We start from the raw sequence: 18,861 nt of genomic DNA on the forward strand, positions 1-18,861 counted from the left end.
GCAAGTCGCTGCGGGCAATTGGTCGGATTAGTGGGAGACTTCGGTCACTTTTTTGTCAGATTTTGGATTATCCAACTGCTGATGAAGTTGCTTTTCATCCAGCTGTTTTACCCATTTCGCGACAACGACGGTCGCCACGCCGTTACCGACCAGGTTGGTCAGCGCGCGCGCTTCGGACATGAAGCGGTCGATACCCAGAATCAGCGCCAGACCCGCAACCGGCAGATGGCCTACCGCAGAAATGGTTGCCGCCAGCACGATAAAGCCGCTTCCCGTCACGCCTGCAGCCCCTTTAGAAGAGAGCAGCAGCACAACCAACAGCGTGATCTGATGGAAGATATCCATGTGGCTGTTGGTCGCCTGAGCGATAAACACCGCCGCCATTGTCAGGTAAATCGAGGTGCCGTCCAGGTTGAAGGAGTAGCCGGTTGGAATGACCAGGCCCACAACGGATTTACGGCAGCCCAGCTTCTCCATCTTATCGAGCATACGCGGCAGAACAGACTCGGAAGACGATGTCCCCAGTACAATCAGCAGCTCTTCTTTGATATAGCGAATGAACTTGAAGATGCTAAAGCCCGTCGCGCGGGCGATGGAGCCCAGGACCAGAATCACAAACAGCAGGCAGGTGATGTAGAAGCAGACGATCAACTGGCCCAGCTGCACCAGAGAACCTACGCCGTACTTACCGATGGTGAACGCCATGGCCCCAAACGCCCCGATTGGCGCCAGACGCATGATCATATTGATGATGCCGAAGATAACCTGAGAGAAGCTTTCGATGACGTTAAAGATCATCTGGCCCTTGTGGCCCAGGCGATGCAGCGCAAAGCCAAACAGAACGGCAAACAGCAGCACCTGCAGAATGTTACCGCTGGCAAACGCACCAATCACGCTACCCGGGATCACGTCCAGCAAGAAGGCAATAACGCCCTGCTGCTGAGCTTGTTCAGCGTAAACCGCAACCGCTTTGGCATCCAGCGTCGCCGGGTCCACGTTCATGCCGGCGCCTGGCTGCAGCACGTTAACCACAACCAGCCCGATAATCAGCGCAATCGTGCTGACAATTTCAAAATAAAGTAACGCTACCGCGCCTGTACGGCCTACGGCTTTCATGCTTTCCATGCCAGCGATCCCGGTCACCACGGTACAGAAGATGACGGGCGCAATAATCATTTTAATCAGTTTAACGAACGCGTCGCCAAACGGTTTCATTTGGGCACCCAATTCCGGGTAAAAGTGACCCAGCAAAATGCCGATGGCAATTGCGGTCAGCACCTGAAAATACAGACTTTTGAAGAGTGAGGTTTTCATTAGAGTATCCTTGGACGGAGAGTAACCGCAGCCCCGGCTCAGGAACCGGTATGACTGCGGCACTCAACATAGCACCCTAAAAAAAACGCAGAAGTGGCCTGGATCGATTTTGTTAACGGAACTGTTAAAAACTTGAACTGAACCGATCCAGCTCGTAACATTTGTAACTATTGTTTTTCATTTACGCAGTAAGAAATTCACGTTCAAACTGCTCAAGGGTACGCGCTTTGGCATACAGGAACCCCTGGGCATAGATAACCCCCTGCTGCACCAGCCACTCGCGCTGCGCTTCTTGTTCCACGCCTTCAGCCACCACTTTCAGATCCAGGGCTTTGGCCATCGCGATAATCACGCCCACCATCGCGTTATCTTCCGGCAGCCCTTCGATGAAGCTTTTGTCTATCTTCAGCACGTCAATCGGCAGCGCTTTCATGTGGTGCAGATGGTGCAGGCTGGCGTAACCCATACCAAAATCATCCAGCGCAATACGCACCCCGGCCTGGCGGAGCGGCCGCAGGATATTGACCGCCGCCTGTGGATCATCAATGCGGCGGCTCTCGGTAACTTCAAGAATCAGCGTGCCGGGCTGGATTCGGTAACGTCTGAGCAGCTCCAGGAGCGAAGGCACCATGGCGTCATGCAGCAGCTGAAGCGCGGAGAGATTGACGCACAGCGGCAGCGTAACGCCCCGGCTTTGCCAGGCAGACAGCGTGCGACAGGACTCCTCGAGGATCCAGCTACCGACGGTAATCATCAGCCCGCAGGCTTCAATACGCTCAATCAGCCCTTCCGGTAGGCTCCAGCTACCGTCAGCCTGACGCTGGCGCAGCAGGACTTCGGCACTGACCACGCTCCCGTCACGCATATCCACCTGCGGCTGTAGCCAGATAGCAAACTGATGCTTCTCAAGCGCATTCAAAATATCGTGCTCTTCGGTCAGGCGCTGCTGGGCTATCTCCATCTGATCGGGGTCGAAGAACTGAATTTGGTTTTTCCCGAAGCGGCGAGCCGCAAGCGTTGCCGAAGCCGCCCGGCGATAAAGCTGTTCTGCATCGAGGCCCCCTCTGAACATCGCAATGCCAATGCTGGCGGTCGGTTTCAGTTGCAATGCCTGAACGGGCAAACGGGCGTTGAGCGTTTCCATGATTTTCTGTGCCAGCGTCATGGCATTCCACGGGTCGCTGACGCCATAGAGCAGCAGCCCAAAATCATTCTGACTGAGCTGGGCCAGCACCGCGTTGGTCGGCAACACGGGTTTAATTTTCTCGACCAGCGTCAACAGCAGCATCTCGCGCTGCTCTTCGTTCAGCACGCCGGCCGCATCCTGGAGCGTTTCGCTCCCGATTAACATCAACGCGCCGCGTTTCTCGTTCGCCACCATCTGCTCAATCAGCGCCATCAGCAGCGCCTTATTTGGCAGCTCCGTGACCGGATGATGGGTACTCAACGCGTTCATTTGCTGCTGAAGACGCTGGGCAACCTGCTGATTGCGGTTATAGCTGCGTACCAGCATGCCAATCTCATCGTCATGGTGCAGCGGCGGCAGCGTGAGCTGGTGCTCACCCGCTTGCTGAGGATTCAGGTTACTCAGCTCGCGGCTAATCTTGCGGATCGGATGCACCACCAGCCGGTTAATGCACCAGCTGATCGCCACGGTCAAAATCAGCGCCAGCAGCAAATAGGTGGTCAGCAGAGTGGAAATCGTGCTGATGATAATGCGGTACATGCGCCAGGAATCAGCCTGTAGCACCAGGTAAGCCAGCGGCTGCGGGTTTGCCGGGCGTTCGAGGGAATAAAGCGGCAGGGAAATCTGCACCGGCAGCTCAAACACGCGGGTGATGAGCATCGGGATTTGGTGCTCCGGCATAAAGCTAATGCGAAGCGCCTGGAACTGATTGGGCAGCACGACGTCGGCTCGGCTGATGATGCCCGAAGGTTGGATCTGCTGAAGAATAGCCTCGGCCTGCGGAATATCCGCCCGCAAAATGGCCTCAGACAGCGGAAGACGCACGGAGTGGGCGATTTTCTCCATTTGCGTGGCGGTGTCGTAGCGGTTTTGCTGCACAAAATGGAACAGCTGAATGACGATAAAAATGAAAATAAACGCCAGGGCCACGGCTGACACCATCGCCATCTGTTTTATCGTTAGGGAACGACTGACTCGCAAGCTGACTCTCCGCTTTTGCTTAACCTGCGCCACGCCCGGCATCAGGATATTCTTATGCCCGCAGAGTATACTGCATTGCCGCTCTTTTTAATCCTGACCTCAGGAGAATCGGGTAATTCTGCATTTATGGGCAACTTTGCGCCGAATTCTGAGTAAAAAAACACAAACGGCGGGCTAACCCGCCGCTCTGCGTCACAGCTAATCAGAAGTCCGCGTAAGGCACCAGCGGCTGCGGCGGCATATCCATATCGCCCTGCCAGCCCGCCATAGAGTAGCGCACGAAAATCAACGCGTGGCTTGGGGTGTAGTCCTTGGCCTGCTGAATATCAATCCCGGCACCGATTGACCAGTGCGAGTTGATCCGCCGTTCAACCAACGCTCTGGCCGTATAACCGAAACCATTGCTGCTGCTGCCCGAGAAGGTGTCATTGCGGTCCGGGTAAGCATAGGGATCTTCCGGGTAGGGGTTAGTGTCATTTGGCACGAGGTTACGCAGCGGATAGCGCTGGCCCGCATTGCTGTGGGAGTAAGACCAGGAGCCGGAAGCGCCCAGTTCCCAGGACCAGTTTTCGGTGCGTTTACGCCAGATGACCGGCACGGCAAACGACACGTATTTTTGCGGGCTGTAATAGCCGCCCTGCCCGAGGAAGTAGTCGCTGAGGTCTTTTTCGTAGTGCCAGACCATATTGGTCAGGCCCACGGTTAACCGCTGATTATTCTCGTTAATCAGCTTGTAGTAGTAGCCCGTCATCCAACGCACGCGCCAGTTATCGGCCACGTTTTTACCGGTCAGCGTGTCCGCGCTCAGGCTGGACCAGACGCCGTTAGCTTCGCCCTTGTCGTAGCTCAGGCTGATACCGCCGCCGTTAGCGCGAACGCCACCCCACACTTTATTGGTATTCGGATCCCGCTGCCCGCCGAAGGAGAGCAGCGAGCTGGAGATAGGCCGACGATGCGCATTGACGGTATAGCCAATTGGCCCGAGGTCGTTGCTGTAGCTCACGCCACCCACGACATCCACGACGTCAAAGCCCATCGGCGTGGTGCCAATGTCCGTTTGCCAGGTATTGTTTTTCCAGCCAACGGCCACGCTTGCGCCGTTGCCACTCTGATTTGTGTTGCCGAAACAGTTGTGCTTCGCACAGGTGCCCCAACGCTCGTTGTAACCCCCGCCGTTATCTTTGAACGAGCCAGCACTCATATTCACCAGATCGGTACGGAACCACATCCGCCCGTCGCTAAGCGGAGCGTCCACCTGCAGCATCGTGGTATGTGCTTTCAGATCGGAATAACCTGGCGTGCCGCTTGAGCCCCAGTATTCGTGGTCAAGCGTCACGTTTACATCCTGCTGGCGGTAAAGATCGGCGGCATCGCTGCGCACGCCCCGCTTCAGCCAGTCGTCTTTCTCATCGTTGCGGGTCAGGCGAGTGAAGGTGTCGTTATCCTGCGGGCGCTGCTGGGTAACCCCCGAGGAGACCATAGCGTCTTTGTAAGTCTCCAGCGCCTGCTGCGGCTGGCCGCTGGCGGCCTGGAAACGCGCGGCATCACGCATCACCAGCGCGCTTTCCATCGACGGCGGCTGGCTTTTCGCCGCAACCAGAATTGGCGCGTAGGTTTGCGCGGCTTTTTCGTTGTCGCCCAGGGCAGCCCAGGCGTTCGCCACGCGGCGTTGCGTATTGATGGACGGTGTTTCACCCGCAGGTGCTTTCTGCAGCTTCGCTAGCAGATCGCGGGCCTGAGGTTTATCCCCCTCGGCAATCAGCACCTCGGTTAACCCTAACAGCGCATCTTCGTTGCCGGGTGAACGCTGCAGGACTTTCTGATACTGCGCTTTCGCCGTGGGGCGATCGCCACGTTCGGCGGCCCAGTCGGCCAGCGTTAAGTCGACGCGATCGGACGGCGTCTGCTGCTGAAGCAGCGCAATGGCGTCTTTTTCTTTGCCGCTGTCCCGCAGCCGGTTAGCCGTTTGCATCACTTCGTTAAACTGCAGCCGGTCAGCAAGCTCATGAATATTGTCGGTCCACTGCGCTTTGGGCAGCGTATTGAGGTGGCTTAGCGCCGCCGCATCGTGGTTATTGCCTGAGAGATAAAGGCCGTAAGCGAAGACCTGCTCCGGGTCGCCGGGCTTACGCTGGGCCAGGCCGCGCATCAGGCTATCTGCCTCGCTGTGTTTTCCGGCGGCATAGAGATCGTTCGACAGGCGGTAGGTTATCCACACGCTGTCCGGGTCGAGTTTGAGCCGCTGGCGCTGGATCTCCGCCGCTTTTGCCCACTGCCCCTGGCTTTCCAGCGCGGTGGCCTGCTGCTCCAGCCTCTCGCCGGCCAGGCTACGTTCAATATCATCAATACTTTTGCGTTGGCTGGCCGAAAGGCTCTGAATATACGCCGTTGCACGCGCCGGCGACTGGCGGCGATAAACGTTCGCCAGGCCACGAATCGCGTTGCTGTTCCCGCGATCCATGCGCAGCGCCTGCTGATAATAACGCTCCGCGCTGGCATCATCTTTTTTGGCAACGGCCACATCACCAAAGCCCAGCACCGCGTAGCTGTCGGTGTTATCCACCCTCTGCGCCTGTTGGTATTTCTGCAGCGCGGCATCCGGGTTATTGGCTTTGAGCTGAGCATCACCTTGTTCAATCAACAGCCAGTAGCGGTTGGTTTTTAACAAGCTGTCCCACTTGCCCCGGTTGTCGCTTTGCGGGTCCATCTGAATGGCTTTCTCAAACTGCTGTACCGCGAGGGCGCGTTTTCCCTGCTGAGAATAAGCCTGCCCCAGGGCGCCAACCACTTCGCTATCGTTTTGCTTCGAGCTTAACGCCTCTTTCAGCTGCGGAATGGCCTGGTTCCCGCGACCACCGCCCACGTCTTCCAGCCCTTTTGCCCGGGCGAGGAAAGCCGGGTCAGACAACTGTTTTTGCTGCTGCGCGAGCCTGTCACGCGCAGTGGCCACCGTATCGCCTTCGGTGAAGACATTAAGAAAACGCTGCAGGGCCGCGACGCTTTGTGGCCCTGTCGGTAAGTTGCTGATTTGGCCATACCATAAAGCCGCCGCGTCTTCCCGGCTGCCGTTGGATTTCGCCATTTGCTCAAGTACCTGATAAGCCTCGGCGCTGCGGCCGTTGGCAAACATCAGCCGCGCCAGATTGCCACGCAGTTCGCCGTTCCCTGGCGCAGCGGCATCCAACGCTTTCAGTTTATCGATCGCCTGGTTGATGGTTGCCGGGCGCTTCGCCATCAGCATCCAGTATTCAATCGCTAAATCTCCTGCGGGCGGGTTGCCGTCAAACAGCTTTTCATAGGCGGCAATAGCCTGTTCGGTATGCCCACTGGTCGCTAATAAACGGGCCTGCTGCAGCTGCTGGCGGCCATCCGCGCCGGTCAGCATCATCGTGACCTGCGACTGTTTATATTCGGCGGAGCCGGGAGCCAGTTTTGCCAGACGCTCAAGCTGTGCTTTCGCCCCGGCGTTATCCCCCTGGCGCAGCAGGTAGCGCATTCGGGCCGCAATCACGTCCGGATCGTCCGGCGCCATCAGCTCCAGCCTGGACAGCGACTGCCGCACAATATCTTCGCGTTTGCTGGCCTCACCCATCCTCACTTGCTCCAGCAACTGCTGCTGGGGCGTCAACGCGGCCTGAGCCATCGGCATCAGCGCCATGCCCAATGAGAGAGTGACGAAACTTAATGAGAACTTGCGCATACCTGACCCCAGCTAGGGATTAATTCACCCCGAGAATTGAAGCGAAAACGATTTTGATCCCATCCCTGACCAAAGAGCGTTAAAACATAGCTGTAATAGGCATCAGCCTGGGGGAAATTATCTTTCACCCGCTGACGCTGCACGTCCCGTGCTTCGCTATCCTGTAAAAAAGGCAGCATGGCGGCGGAGAATCCCACTGGGCCATTGCCCTGAACGCTGCCGGTTTGCACATCGACTTTTTCCGGCGGCAAACCTTGTTTGATGGTGATATCTGCCATGGGCTGGAAGGCCTTCAGCAGCGCGGCTTTGTGCGGCGCGTCGTCGGCCATCATACCAATCCACATGTAGACGCGGATTGAGTCATAGCTGCCGCTGCGGGCGTCGTCGGTCTGGAACTGCCAGCCTTTGCCTTCGCGCCAGTCGGCCCAGTTGGGTGAAAATCCTTTGGGTGCGGTTTCAAGCAGTAATCTTTGGTTTGCCACCTGCATGGCCGACCACGGGCCGCGGTAACGCACCATTCGCTGCAGTACCTGCGGCGGGAGGTAGCTTGGATTCAGCCGCCAGTCAGGAGAATGATTAAACCCCACTCGCCCCGGCAACAGTGAAAATCCCAGCCCCGGGATTTTAATCACTTCCTCTTTCGCCACGCGCTTCAGCAGCTTTTCACCGAGGCGGCTATAGGCAGGTTCATGCCACAGACGCCCCGCTTCAAGCAGGCTCCAGACAATCCACATATCGGCATCGGAGGCGGAGTTGCTGTCTAAAACCGTCCACGCATCTTTGTCGTTTTTGCCCCACAGCCAGGCGGGAAGATGGTCTTTCAGCGCCCCCTGAGCGAGGTTGTTTTCCGTCCAGAGCAGCAGCTTGTCGAACATCGCCCGATCGTTGGCCACCAGCGCAAAGAAAAGCGCGTAGCTCTGCCCTTCAGAAGTGGTGATTTTGCGCTCATCGCTGGGATCGATCACCCGGCCCTGGTCGCTGACATAGCTGGCTTTAAACTGCTCCCAGGCAGGCCAGCTACAGGCGGCCTGCCCGGAAACGGTTGTCAGCATCAGCCCGACCATCAGCAGTGCGGCGCTGATTTTCATCGTAATTACTCGTCTTCTGGATCGATACGGCGGCGGCTAAGGATGCGCAGGATACGCCACAGCACCCAGGCCAACAGCACGACGCTTATCGCGGCGAAGATAGCCAGCAGAACCGGATGGTTCGACAGCGCGTACCAGATGCGCTCGAACCACGGCAGGTGGCCCACATAGTAAATATCGCCGACGCGCAGGCTATCCACGCCGGATTCACGAATCACCGTCACCGACCCAGAAATCGCCGCCCGTTTGCCGCTGTCGTTGAGCGCATTGTTCAGCAGCTCGTAACCTCGCGGGCTGTCGGCCAGTAAAGCAAGGACGCTGCGCTGGTCGTTATACGGCGACTGGAAGCCGACGATCGCGGCCATGGCGCCTTCGGAGGTGACCTCCGTTTGCGTATCCGCCGCGCGATCTTTTGGATCGGAAACGCCGTTCAGCAACGGAGTCTGGCGAACCGGGGTTTTCACCCAGCTTTGCGTGGCTTCAACCAGCAGATCGATACGTTTGTCATCTTTCATCGTTGGCGGAATAGTGCCGATGATCATGATATCCGCATCTTTGCCCTGAATGGTGCTGCCATCATCCGTCAGGCTCACGTTTACGGCGGGGAAGCCGGTTTGTGAACCAATGGTGCCAAGCGCGTCCAGCAGCGCAGTCACCTGAGCCGAGTTAGGTTCTTTGCTGACCACCACGATAGTTTGCGAGAGATCGGCCATGCGGCTGAACGGGAAGCCCGCATTCGCAAAGGTGCGCAGATCCGGCATGGCAATAAAGTGGTGATAGTTAGAGAAGTCGATGGTTGACTCATCTTCCACCACGACGTGGTTTTGGACCGGCTGGAACGTAATACAGTTCTCTATCGAGCCGCCAGGCATCGGGTTCATATACGAGAAGTCAAATCGCAGCTGGTTGGCGGCGCCCAGACGCAGCGCGGGAATCGACACATCCGTTTTGCCGTCCAGCAGGCCCTGCAGCACCGGCAGGCGCAGCAGCAGCTTATTGTTCTCTTCGCTCGGCGTCAGGTTGAACGACTGCAGGAACTGGTTGTTCAGGCTAATGTCCATGCGCGAGCTGTCTTTCATCGCCGGCGCGGTGTAGCGATACTTCAGGTTGAGATCGATGCCGTTACTGCGCAGCAGATAGAGATCGGGCGGCAGATTCATCGTCACGCTAATGGCGCTCGGCTCCTGGCCACTGGACTGTAGCTGCTCCTGGTAAGTTTTCATCTCACCCAGCGTTACCGGCCGGTCAGTTCTCACCCAGTTTGGTGCATCGTAAGGTTCGCGTGGTTGCAAGGGCTTCACGTCATCCACGGTGACGCTGCTGCCGCGGAACAGGATATTCCCCTGGGCAATGCCTTTTGCCGCCTGCACGAGGTCTTTATCATCACGGCCCATCACCACCAGCAGTTTGACGTACGGGTTATCCGGGTGGCTCATCATCTCAACGGTTGGCGCCTGCACGGCAGGATGGTCGCGGAGGAAGTCCGGGCGCTTATCGTTGGTCGCAAACACGATCCCGTTGCTGGCCGGCAACTGATTGAAGAGCACCGGGAAGCTCTGCCCACGCCATGCGGTACGGGAACCAAACCACGAGGCGACAATCCCGGCGGCACGCTGCTGTTCAATATCCGGGCTGGCAGCAAAAACGACAGGCAACGTCAGCGGGCGATCGTCTCGCGAGTCGAAGAAAGGCACCGGGAAATGCGACAGATCGTTTTGAACCGGCAGCCGCTGGTAGGTCAGCGCCAGCGAGCTGCTGCGACCGACATCCATCCACAGCGTGGTGCTGGCCGGATTCTCGCAGATGTCGCGGTAGTGGCCGACAAACTCCAACCTCACGCGGTTAAAGTCGGTGATATACAGCGGGTCAACCGGCACCTGTGCAAAGGTCTTTTTGCCCAGTTGCTCTTTGGTCACCGGCAGGACGCCCATCAGCTCGTCGTTAAGATAGACTTTGAGCTGCGACTGCACCGGCAGCAGCGAAGGTGAAGGGGTATATTCCAGGTTCAGCAGCGCTTTCGAGACGATTTCATCCCGACGCATCCCAAACTCTACCCCGCCATTCGGATTCACGCCGGTCAACACCATGCTGCCCGGCGGCGGCGCAATTTGCGCAAAATTCAGTTTCACATCGCGGGAAGGCACATTTTCGGCGACGATGGGCGCATTTGCGCCAGGTACGCCCGGTAAGACTTGCCCACCCGCCGGGGCGCTGCCAGCGGGAGTCGCGGGAACGATCGCCTCGGTTGAACCCGGCGCAGGCGTAACCACCGCCTGATTTGCCGTCGCCACGGCTGGAACCGTCGGAGCCGGCGTCGAATCAGCCGAATTTGCCACTGTAACAGGCAGGGCGCTGATGCCTACCGCCGCTGCATAAAACCAGGATATTTTTCTTTTCATCGCGTTATCATCAAATTAATCAAGCTGTTGACAAACCTCAGGCGAAAGAAGAAACACCAGAGAACATCAATTCGTGATTTCAGTTGCCGGCTACAAAGAGGGAAAAACCACGCTTTTTCCCTTTTGGTGAGCAATTTCGTTAAGCCAGGGCAGACAAAGTCCGCCGTTTTGCTGGTTCTGCCGTCGGGCTGTGCGGAATAAACGACACAATCCAGTCCACCAGCGTGGTGATCGCGTGGAAAACAAACTTCAATGACGGTGGAGCGAACTCCGCAAGGTGCCGGTAACCCCGGAATCCAAGCTTGAGAATATCCACCAGACTTTCCAGCGGCTTATCCTCAGGGAAACTGTCCTGCCACAGCGCCCAGGTATCGGCGCGGGCAAAAGTACACTGAATAAAATCGATATGCTGTTTGGTGGTCATCTGCGCCAGCTGCAGGCCGACTTCATCGCCAAAGACACGCATCACCTGAGCCGGGAAGAAGAACTCCTGTGCTCCACGTTTCAACAGCAGGTTCACTTTCTGCCCTTCCAGCACCTGAGTCGGACCATGAATCTTGATCCCTACCCCGCCGTCTGAGTAGTCATGCACGGTGCACGGGAAGAGGTGACCATCTTCACGCGCCAGCGCGGCCGGCATGGCGATTTCAACGCGGTGCGCTCGCCGGACCTGCTTACTCTCCACGGAAACGGCCACAGCGCCGCCCAGTATTATCAAGTTGTAGAACACCCACAGCAGACTCACCACCACCGTTAGCGCTTCGTTTTCCGGGCCGTAGAAGAAGCGCCATGCCCCAAAGGCGACGCCCAGCAGGTTAATCAGGACTAAAATCAGGTACGGACGCGTGATGACCCAATCCACATATTCGTTTTCAACCAGCCCGCCCTTTGCGGTCACGTTGAACTTCCCTTTGTGCGGATTAAACAAGGCCACCAGCGTAGGCTGAGCGATGTACCAGGCCAGCACCGTTTCGTAAATTTCACTCCAGAAAGAGTGGCGATATTTGCCCTGAATTTTGGAGTTGGTCAGGCTGGCGTGGATCATGTGTGGCAAAACAAACAGCGCAATCATGATGGCCGGGGCGTAAATGATATAGGCGTGTAACAACAGGAACGCCAGCGGTGCCGTCAGGAAGATAAGCCTCGGGATCCCCGACAGGAAATGGAACATGGCGTTGGCATAACAGAGCCGCTGGGCAAACTTCAGCCCTTTACCGAAGAACGGGTTATCGAGACGGAATATCTGCGTCATCCCTCGCGCCCAGCGAATACGCTGCCCAATGTGCGCGGAAAGACTTTCGGTTGCCAGCCCCGCAGCCTGCGGAATACGCAGGTAAGCCGAGGTATAGCCCCGGCGGTGCAAACGCAGCGATGTGTGGGCATCTTCGGTCACGGTTTCAACGGCAATACCGCCAATTTCATCCAACGGGCCACGGCGAATCACCGCACAAGAGCCGCAGAAGAACGTGGCATCCCACATATCATTCCCGTCCTGCACCAGCCCGTAGAACAGCGTCCCTTCGTTAGGTGTTTTACGGAAACGCCCCAGGTTGCGCTCGAACGGATCGGGCGAGAAGAAATGGTGCGGGGTCTGCATCATCGCCAGCGACTTCTCTTTGAAGAACCAGCCCATGGTGAGCTGCAGGAAGGAACGCGTGGGCACGTGATCGCAGTCGAAGATAGCGACGAAATCGCCCTTCGCATGTTTCAGCGCGTTGTTGATATTCCCCGCCTTTGCGTGTTCATGCGTCGGACGGGCGATGTAATTGACCCCGACCATATCGGCAAACTGCTTAAACTCGTCGCGCCCGCCGTCATCCAGAATCCAGATATTTAGCTTGTCCTTTGGCCAGTCAATGCCGAGCGAGGCATAAATTGTCCCCTTCACGACGTGCAACTCTTCGTTGTAGGTCGGCACAAAAATATCCACCACCGGCCAGGTGCTTATGTCTTTTGGCATCGGCACCGGCTGGCGGTTAAGCGGCCACACCACCTGGAAATACCCCATCACCAGCACCAGCCAGGCGTAGGTCTCGGCAAACAGCAGCCCCAGACCGAAGACGAGGCTGACCGGATCGTTCCAGTTCAGGGTCGAGGTGTAGCGCCACCAGATGTAGCGGCAGGAAACGGTGAGCGACAGCACAATCAGCATCAAGGCAGAAAAACGCCCCGGTAAACGCCGAACGATCAGCGCCACGCCCCACAGCAGCATCAGGAAGATAAACTGTGACAACGGGTTAAACGGTTGAGTAATACAAAGCAGGGCAAGAATGGCCGAAAACACAACAATCACGCCCAGAATAATCCGCCGGGTGGTGTGGTTGATATGGCTTAATTCTTTCTTTTCATCGAGATGCTGCGTCCGGTTGCTAATGTTTTCCGGCAGTTTATCAAGCCAGCCGTGCCAGCTTTCACGCCAGGCCTGCATCCGGCCAAAAGAGCGTACCCGCGGGCGCCCGGCTTGCTTACTGACGCGGAGCAACAGCCACAGGCTTTGGATACCGTAACGCACCACGTCCAGCGGGCGCGGCCTGTCTGGATTGATATGCGGGTAGAACTGGTCATGCCCGGCGCGTATGCGCTGCCAGCGGGGGCCTTCAAGCGGCAGAAAAACCCAGGCAAGAATCAAGACGATGCAGCCCAGCGTCGCACTGAACATCGGGGCACCGTTGCGGCGAAAAGTACGATAACGCTCACCCAGCCGCTGGCTGGCAGCGGGGAGTAACAGCCAGGAGGCCAGATGACTCATGCCTTCTTCCCTGCAAGGTTCAACAGGCACCAGTTGGCGAGCGTCATGATTTCCTCGGCAATCAATGAATCCGGACGGTATTCGCCCAGAGGCTGTTTTACCGCCGCACTTTCGGCCATCGCCTCATCCCGGTGAAGAATAATGGGGATCATCGTGCGCTGGCTTTGCAGCCAAATTTGGTAGATATCATCCTGCAGCTGACTGGCCACCTGCAGATAGTTCACCAGAATATGCGCCCCTTGAGGCAAAGCCTGCTGGTGCAAACGAATATGGCAGTTGGTGTCCGGTTTAACCACCGTCACCACGCTGTCAGTTTGCGCTAAAATCTGGCGGGTCAGGGCGTTAAAGCCGTGGGGCAAGTCCAGTAATATCCACTGGTATCGCTGGCTCGCTTTCAGGTCGGCAAGAAAATGGCTGAAGTTGCCAAGGGCTTTTTCCACCGTGTCGAACGTTTCATGCTCAGCCGGGCTGAGCTGGCCAAACGGCAGCACGTCGAGATGGCTGGTATAGCGCCATGCACATTTGCGCCAGTCTTCGTTATCCAGCATGGCCCGCGCCCAGCCCTTTGGCTCTGCGAAATCAATATTATAAAACAGACGCAGCAGGTTATCTGGCGAGATATCCACCACCAGCACCGATTCCCCAAGTTGCTGCAACGACCAACCAAGCGCCGCGGTAATAGACGTCGTCCCTACGCCACCACGCAGCCCTTGCAACCCAATGACAGCCATCAGGCCTACTCCCTATTGTTGCGTTAATTCAGCCAGCAGCGGCCAACGTTTAATTGCCGCCGCCAGTTGTTCCTGCTGCGATATATCGGTGTAATCTATTTCGGGCAGTGAAAATGCTTTACTCAGCGCCAGAAAATCATTTTGGAAGGCATAAACAAGCTTGTTTTCCTGAGCATTGCCAGTCTCTTCATCTTGCATTTTAGTTGTCATCCCTTGATCAGGTTTCGTTAGCAGTGATAACGGCAAATGCCAGGAAAACGAAAAATGTTTTACAATGCTAAAACTGATGCTGTTTATTTTCAATGGTAGGTTTCTTTCTCAGCTTACGCTAGTAAACTGACATACATACTAATTTATCTCCAGGGGACGCCATGGAACCCATATTTTCGCTTGGCTTCCGTTCGTTGTGGAACGAATTGAACCACATGCCCGCAGGCGGCGTCTGGTGGCTGAACGTAGAAAGTCAGGATGATGCAATAAGTATTGTTAATCAAACAGTTGCCGCACAACAATCAACGGCAAAGGTTTCCGTCATTTCAATGTCAGCAAAGTCTGCACAATCGATAAAGCTCGATCCAAGCAAAGGGCCAGAAAAATTACGCCTTTTTACCATGCCCTCATCCATCAATGGACTCAACGCACTGCGCCGCGATCTAATGTGCAGTATTAATCCCGAAGACTACTTTTTTGTACTCTTAAGTTCGGATAACGTCTGGGAAAATATTCCCCCGGTGGATTTACGTCATTGGCTCGCCGTAATGGGAAAATGGACTAAACGCAATAAGTGCAGTCTGCTTTTTGTTAATGTCGGAAATAACAATGATAAACAATTCTCGTTATTAGTCAGCGAGCATCGCAGCCTGTCCGGGCTTGCAAGCCTGCGGGCGCAAAGCGATATCCATCGCTATGACATTGCCTTTTGGTGTAATGAAAAAGGCGTCACTGCCGATCAACAACTCAACGTCCAGTGGCAAAACGGGGCATGGCAGGTAGTAGAAGATGCCGAAAGTGCGCCACAGCCGCGCAGCGATGAAAAAAGCGTCCTCAGCCACATTGCTGTTCTGGAAGGTGCTCCTGCCCTGTCGGAAAACTGGCAGCTCTTCGAAAACAATGAGCAACTGTTTGACGCCGCGCGAACTGCACAGGCCGCCACAATTATTTTCTCGCTCACCCAGAATAGCCAAATCAACAGTATCGCCCGCCAGATTCATGCCCTCCGCCGCCAGCGCGGCAGCGCGCTGAAACTGATCGTGCGGGAAAACCAGGCCAGTCTGCGAGCCACCGATGAACGACTTCTGCTGGGCTGCGGGGCAACGCTAATTATTCCGTGGAACGCCCCGCTTTCACGCTGCCTGACGATGATCGAAAGCGTGCAGGGTGTGAAATTCACTCGCCATGTCCCGGAAGACATTACCGTGCTCATCGACCAGATGCAGCCGCTAAAACTGCGCGGTTATCAGAAATGGGACGTTTTCTGCAACGGTATCGGGGCGCTGATGAACAACGCCCTGCTGCCTGAGGATGGCAAAGGCGTGATGGTCGCACTGCGCCCGGTGCCGGGCCTGCGTGTTGAGCAGGCGCTGACGTTATGCCGTCCAAACCGCATGGGCGATATTGTGACCATCGGAGAAAACCGGCTGATGCTGTTCCTCTCCTTCTGCCGTATTAACGATCTCGATACCGCGTTGAACCATATTTTCCCGCTGCCGGTGAACGACCTTTTCACCAACCGCATGGTGTGGTTTGAAGACAGCCAAATCGCCGCCGAAATACTCCAAATGCAGGCCATGCGCCCGGAAAAATGGGTAAAACCGCTGGCCGCCACGCTCGACCTGAACAGCGTTCGCCATGCCAGCCACGAAGGGCATAGCTGGCGCAGGCAGCCAACGCCTGTCACGCTGCTGGATGACACCCAGAGGGAACAGACACAATGATGAACATCACCGACATCATTCAGCTCGTCGTGCTTTGCGCGATAGTTTTTTTTCCGCTGGGCTATACCGCTCACCGCTGGCTTCCCCGCTTTACCGCCGCGGTGCGGCTGATGTTTTTAAAACCACGCTACGTTAAACCGGCCGGGACGCTACGCCGACCTTCCGCCAGGGCAGACCATCAACATGACTAATCACTCTCAAACGGCAAAATCGCCGGCTCATTTTCTGCAGTACTGGCGTGGCCTGGGCGGCTGGAACTACTACTTCCTGTTGAAGTTCGGTTTGCTATGGACCGGTTACCTGAATTTTCACCCGCTGGCGAATCTGGTCTTTCTTGCCTTTTTGTTATTCCCGCTGCCGCCGCTGAAGCTGCACAAACTGCGTAACTGGATAGCCCTTCCCGTAGGGATCGGCCTTTTCTGGCACGATACCTGGCTGCCCGGCCTCGACAGCATGATGAGCCAGGGGAGCCAGGTCGTTGGCTTCAGTGCGGACTATCTTCTCGACCTGGTGACCCGCTTTATTAACTGGCAAATGATCGGCGCGGCGTTTGTTCTGCTGGTTGCCTGGCTTTTTGTCTCCCAGTGGCTGCGCGTCACGGTGTTTGTCGTGGCTATCCTGGTCTGGCTCAACGTGTTGACGGTGGCCGGCCCGGCTATCTCTTTACTGCCCTCCGTATCACAAACAACGGCCTCCGTTAACGCCAGTGGTACCGCCGGGTCAACGGCCGCCGCCAATACTGCAGCACCTTCTTCCGGTGATATTCCGGCACAAACGGCCCCGCCGACAAGCGACAATATTACCGCCTGGCTGAACAACTTCTACGCCAGCGAAGCCAAACGGCAGACCAAATTCCCGGACGCACTGCCCGCTGACGCACAGCCTTTTGAGCTGCTGATCATCAATATTTGTTCCCTCTCATGGTCCGACATCGAGGCGGTAGGCCTCAGCTCGCACCCGCTGTGGAAACACTTCGATATTCTGTTCAAGAACTTCAACTCGGCGACCTCCTACAGCGGCCCGGCGGCTATCCGCCTGCTCCGCGCGAGCTGCGGGCAGTCGTCTCACAAAGGGCTTTATGAACCCGCTGGCAATCAATGCTATCTGTTTGATGACCTGGCCCGTCTCGGCTTCAAGCAGCAATTGATGATGGACCACAACGGAGTATTCGGTAACTTCCTGAAAGAAGTGCGGGAAAACGGCGGGATTCAGGTCCCACTGATGGATCAAAGCGGACTGCCGAGCAATCTGCTGGCATTTGATAATTCACCAATCTACGACGACACCGCCGTACTGCAGCGCTGGCTGCAGGGTGAGCAAAATGACGGCGCGAACCCGCGCACGGCCACCTTCTACAACCTGGTGCCGCTGCACGACGGTAACCATTACCCAGGCAACAGCAAAACAGCCGACTATAAGGCGCGGGCGCAGAAGCTGTTCGATGAGCTGGATTCTTTCCTGACCGAGCTTGAGAAGTCGAACCGCAAAGTAATGGTGGTGATTGTGCCGGAGCACGGCGCGGCGTTGAAAGGCGATAAAATGCAGGTTTCCGGGCTGCGTGACATCCCGAGTCCTGACATCACCCACGTGCCGGCAGGCGTGAAATTCATCGGCATGAAAGCACCGCACAGCGGCGATGCCATTGAAATCAACCAGCCAAGCAGCTATCTGGCGATTTCAGAACTGGTTTCCCGCTCGGTGGACGGCAAAAACTTTGTCGCCGACCAGGTTGACTGGAGCGCGCTCACCAGCAATCTGCCGCAAACTGCGCCGGTTTCCGAAAATGCGACGGCGGTGGTGCTGAAGTACCAGGATAAGCCTTATGTCCGCCTGAGCGGCGGCGACTGGGTACCTTATCCGCAATAATACTTGTGTTTAGACGACCAAAAACCGGTGCCTTGTGCGCCGGTTTTTTTATGGCGAAAATCGAAAATACTGTGCAACAACTGCAATAAGTTTAAATCTTCAGCGAAATGGATTCTTGGAAGAAAAAGACGTCATCTCGAGATGCTGCTAAGCCCACTGCCGGACATTACGTTAGCCCAAAGGACTCAGGGTAATTTCTACGCGGCGATTCTGAGCTTTACCCTCCGCGGTGCTGTTGCTGGCGATCGGGTTCGCCGGGCCTGCACCGGTGGTGCGAATACGGCTGGCCTCAACGCCCTGGGTAATCAACGCGCTTCCTACGCCGTCTGCACGCTGCTGTGACAGGCGCATATTCAGCTCGTTACTGCCAGTGCTGTCGGTGTAACCGACCACGTTAACCGCCGTTTTTGGGTACTCTTTTAGCACCATCGCCACGCCGGTCAGGGTATTGGCACCCGCCGGTTTCAGGGTGGCGCTGCTGCTGTCGAAGGTGACATTGTTCGGCATATTCAGCACGATGTTATCGCCGCTGCGGGTCACGCTCACGCCGGTTCCGCGCATTTTGTCGCGCAGCTTAGCTTCCTGCACATCCATGTAGTAACCGGCCCCGCCTCCGAGGGCTGCACCAGCCGCGGCGCCAATCAGCGCACCCTTGCCGCGATCTTTCTTCGATGACGAAAGTGCCCCCACGCCCGCCCCAACCAGCGAGCCAATCCCGGCGCCTATACCAGATTTTCCGGCCTGGCTTTCGCCGGTGTACGGATTGGTGGTGCAGCCGGAAACCGCTAAGGTGCCACACACGACGGCGGCGATAATCATGACGCGTTTTTTCATCTTATTTCCTTCTATCCTTATTCATCCTTTGCCGGATATGCGCCCGGCGATTGATTATGACGGCAAATCGTGTAGAAAA

The 18,861-nt window shown here is 56.5% G+C and carries 12 protein-coding genes; 3 read left to right on the forward strand and 9 right to left on the reverse strand.

Annotation, left to right across the window (positions count from 1 at the left end):
• Nucleotides 1-27: 27 nt before the first annotated feature.
• From ACR6JA_RS16515 to bcsR, 8 genes are all read right to left on the reverse strand, one after another.
• Nucleotides 28-1,314 (reverse strand): dicarboxylate/amino acid:cation symporter, encoded by a 1,287-nt coding sequence (locus ACR6JA_RS16515; RefSeq protein ID WP_008460613.1) that lies wholly within the window; start codon nt 1,312-1,314, stop codon nt 28-30.
• A 181-nt stretch (nt 1,315-1,495) separates the two neighbouring features.
• Nucleotides 1,496-3,481 (reverse strand): biofilm formation regulator HmsP, encoded by a 1,986-nt coding sequence (gene hmsP, locus ACR6JA_RS16520; protein WP_213713562.1) that lies wholly within the window; start codon nt 3,479-3,481, stop codon nt 1,496-1,498.
• A gap of 202 nt (nt 3,482-3,683) precedes the next feature.
• On the reverse strand, nt 3,684-7,181 hold the full coding sequence (gene bcsC / locus ACR6JA_RS16525) for a cellulose synthase complex outer membrane protein BcsC (RefSeq protein ID WP_494494200.1): 3,498 nt from the start codon (nt 7,179-7,181) through the stop codon (nt 3,684-3,686).
• Nucleotides 7,163-8,269 carry a cellulose synthase complex periplasmic endoglucanase BcsZ gene (bcsZ, locus tag ACR6JA_RS16530; protein WP_494494201.1) on the reverse strand — a complete coding sequence of 369 codons (1,107 nt, stop codon included), beginning with the start codon at nt 8,267-8,269 and terminating at the stop codon, nt 7,163-7,165. Before bcsZ ends, bcsC begins: the two co-directional genes overlap by 19 nt.
• A 5-nt stretch (nt 8,270-8,274) precedes the next feature.
• Nucleotides 8,275-10,668 (reverse strand): cellulose biosynthesis cyclic di-GMP-binding regulatory protein BcsB, encoded by a 2,394-nt coding sequence (gene bcsB, locus ACR6JA_RS16535; RefSeq protein ID WP_494494202.1) that lies wholly within the window; start codon nt 10,666-10,668, stop codon nt 8,275-8,277.
• Between the two features lie 139 nt (nt 10,669-10,807).
• Nucleotides 10,808-13,417: a UDP-forming cellulose synthase catalytic subunit gene (gene bcsA, locus ACR6JA_RS16540; protein WP_494494203.1), complete on the reverse strand. Its 2,610-nt coding sequence runs from the start codon at nt 13,415-13,417 to the stop codon at nt 10,808-10,810.
• Complete coding sequence (gene bcsQ, locus ACR6JA_RS16545; protein WP_166878813.1) at nt 13,414-14,148, reverse strand: cellulose biosynthesis protein BcsQ; 735 nt, start codon at nt 14,146-14,148, stop codon at nt 13,414-13,416. Before bcsQ ends, bcsA begins: the two co-directional genes overlap by 4 nt.
• Nucleotides 14,149-14,160: 12 nt before the next feature.
• The gene (bcsR, locus tag ACR6JA_RS16550; protein ID WP_038483072.1) at nt 14,161-14,346 is read right to left on the reverse strand and encodes a cellulose biosynthesis protein BcsR; all 186 of its coding nucleotides are present in this window, start codon (nt 14,344-14,346) and stop codon (nt 14,161-14,163) included.
• Between the two features lie 173 nt (nt 14,347-14,519).
• Here bcsR and bcsE point away from each other — a divergent pair, with 173 nt between their 5' ends.
• From bcsE to bcsG, 3 genes are read left to right on the forward strand one after another with little or no spacing between them, the layout of a single operon-like run.
• Entirely contained in the window at nt 14,520-16,082 is a 1,563-nt protein-coding gene (gene bcsE, locus ACR6JA_RS16555) for a cellulose biosynthesis protein BcsE (RefSeq protein ID WP_213713552.1), read from the forward strand.
• Nucleotides 16,079-16,273 (forward strand): cellulose biosynthesis protein BcsF, encoded by a 195-nt coding sequence (bcsF, locus tag ACR6JA_RS16560; RefSeq protein WP_008460596.1) that lies wholly within the window; start codon nt 16,079-16,081, stop codon nt 16,271-16,273. The genes bcsE and bcsF overlap by 4 nt, the downstream gene beginning before the upstream one ends.
• On the forward strand, nt 16,266-17,948 hold the full coding sequence (bcsG, locus tag ACR6JA_RS16565; protein WP_494494204.1) for a cellulose biosynthesis protein BcsG: 1,683 nt from the start codon (nt 16,266-16,268) through the stop codon (nt 17,946-17,948). Before bcsF ends, bcsG begins: the two co-directional genes overlap by 8 nt.
• Nucleotides 17,949-18,119: 171 nt before the next feature.
• Here bcsG and ACR6JA_RS16570 read toward each other — a convergent pair whose 3' ends face one another.
• Nucleotides 18,120-18,782, reverse strand: coding sequence for an OmpA family lipoprotein (locus tag ACR6JA_RS16570; RefSeq protein ID WP_213713547.1), 663 nt, complete (start codon nt 18,780-18,782; stop codon nt 18,120-18,122).
• Nucleotides 18,783-18,861: the final 79 nt, after the last annotated feature.

The sequence above is a fragment of the Cedecea sp. B1(4) genome (assembly GCF_059414925.1).

Excerpts from the sequence above, each read along its gene's own strand:
- bcsA (WP_494494203.1), bottom strand. The coding sequence starts at position 13,417 with ATGAGTCATCTGGCCTCCTGGCTGTTACTCCCCGCTGCCAGCCAGCGG.
- bcsZ (WP_494494201.1), bottom strand. The coding sequence starts at position 8,269 with ATGAAAATCAGCGCCGCACTGCTGATGGTCGGGCTGATGCTGACAACC.
- bcsG (WP_494494204.1), top strand. The coding sequence starts at position 16,266 with ATGACTAATCACTCTCAAACGGCAAAATCGCCGGCTCATTTTCTGCAG.
- bcsR (WP_038483072.1), bottom strand. The coding sequence starts at position 14,346 with ATGCAAGATGAAGAGACTGGCAATGCTCAGGAAAACAAGCTTGTTTAT.
- bcsB (WP_494494202.1), bottom strand. The coding sequence starts at position 10,668 with ATGAAAAGAAAAATATCCTGGTTTTATGCAGCGGCGGTAGGCATCAGC.
- bcsC (WP_494494200.1), bottom strand. The coding sequence starts at position 7,181 with ATGCGCAAGTTCTCATTAAGTTTCGTCACTCTCTCATTGGGCATGGCG.
- ACR6JA_RS16570 (WP_213713547.1), bottom strand. The coding sequence starts at position 18,782 with ATGAAAAAACGCGTCATGATTATCGCCGCCGTCGTGTGTGGCACCTTA.
- ACR6JA_RS16515 (WP_008460613.1), bottom strand. The coding sequence starts at position 1,314 with ATGAAAACCTCACTCTTCAAAAGTCTGTATTTTCAGGTGCTGACCGCA.
- bcsF (WP_008460596.1), top strand. The coding sequence starts at position 16,079 with ATGATGAACATCACCGACATCATTCAGCTCGTCGTGCTTTGCGCGATA.
- bcsQ (WP_166878813.1), bottom strand. The coding sequence starts at position 14,148 with ATGGCTGTCATTGGGTTGCAAGGGCTGCGTGGTGGCGTAGGGACGACG.
- bcsE (WP_213713552.1), top strand. The coding sequence starts at position 14,520 with ATGGAACCCATATTTTCGCTTGGCTTCCGTTCGTTGTGGAACGAATTG.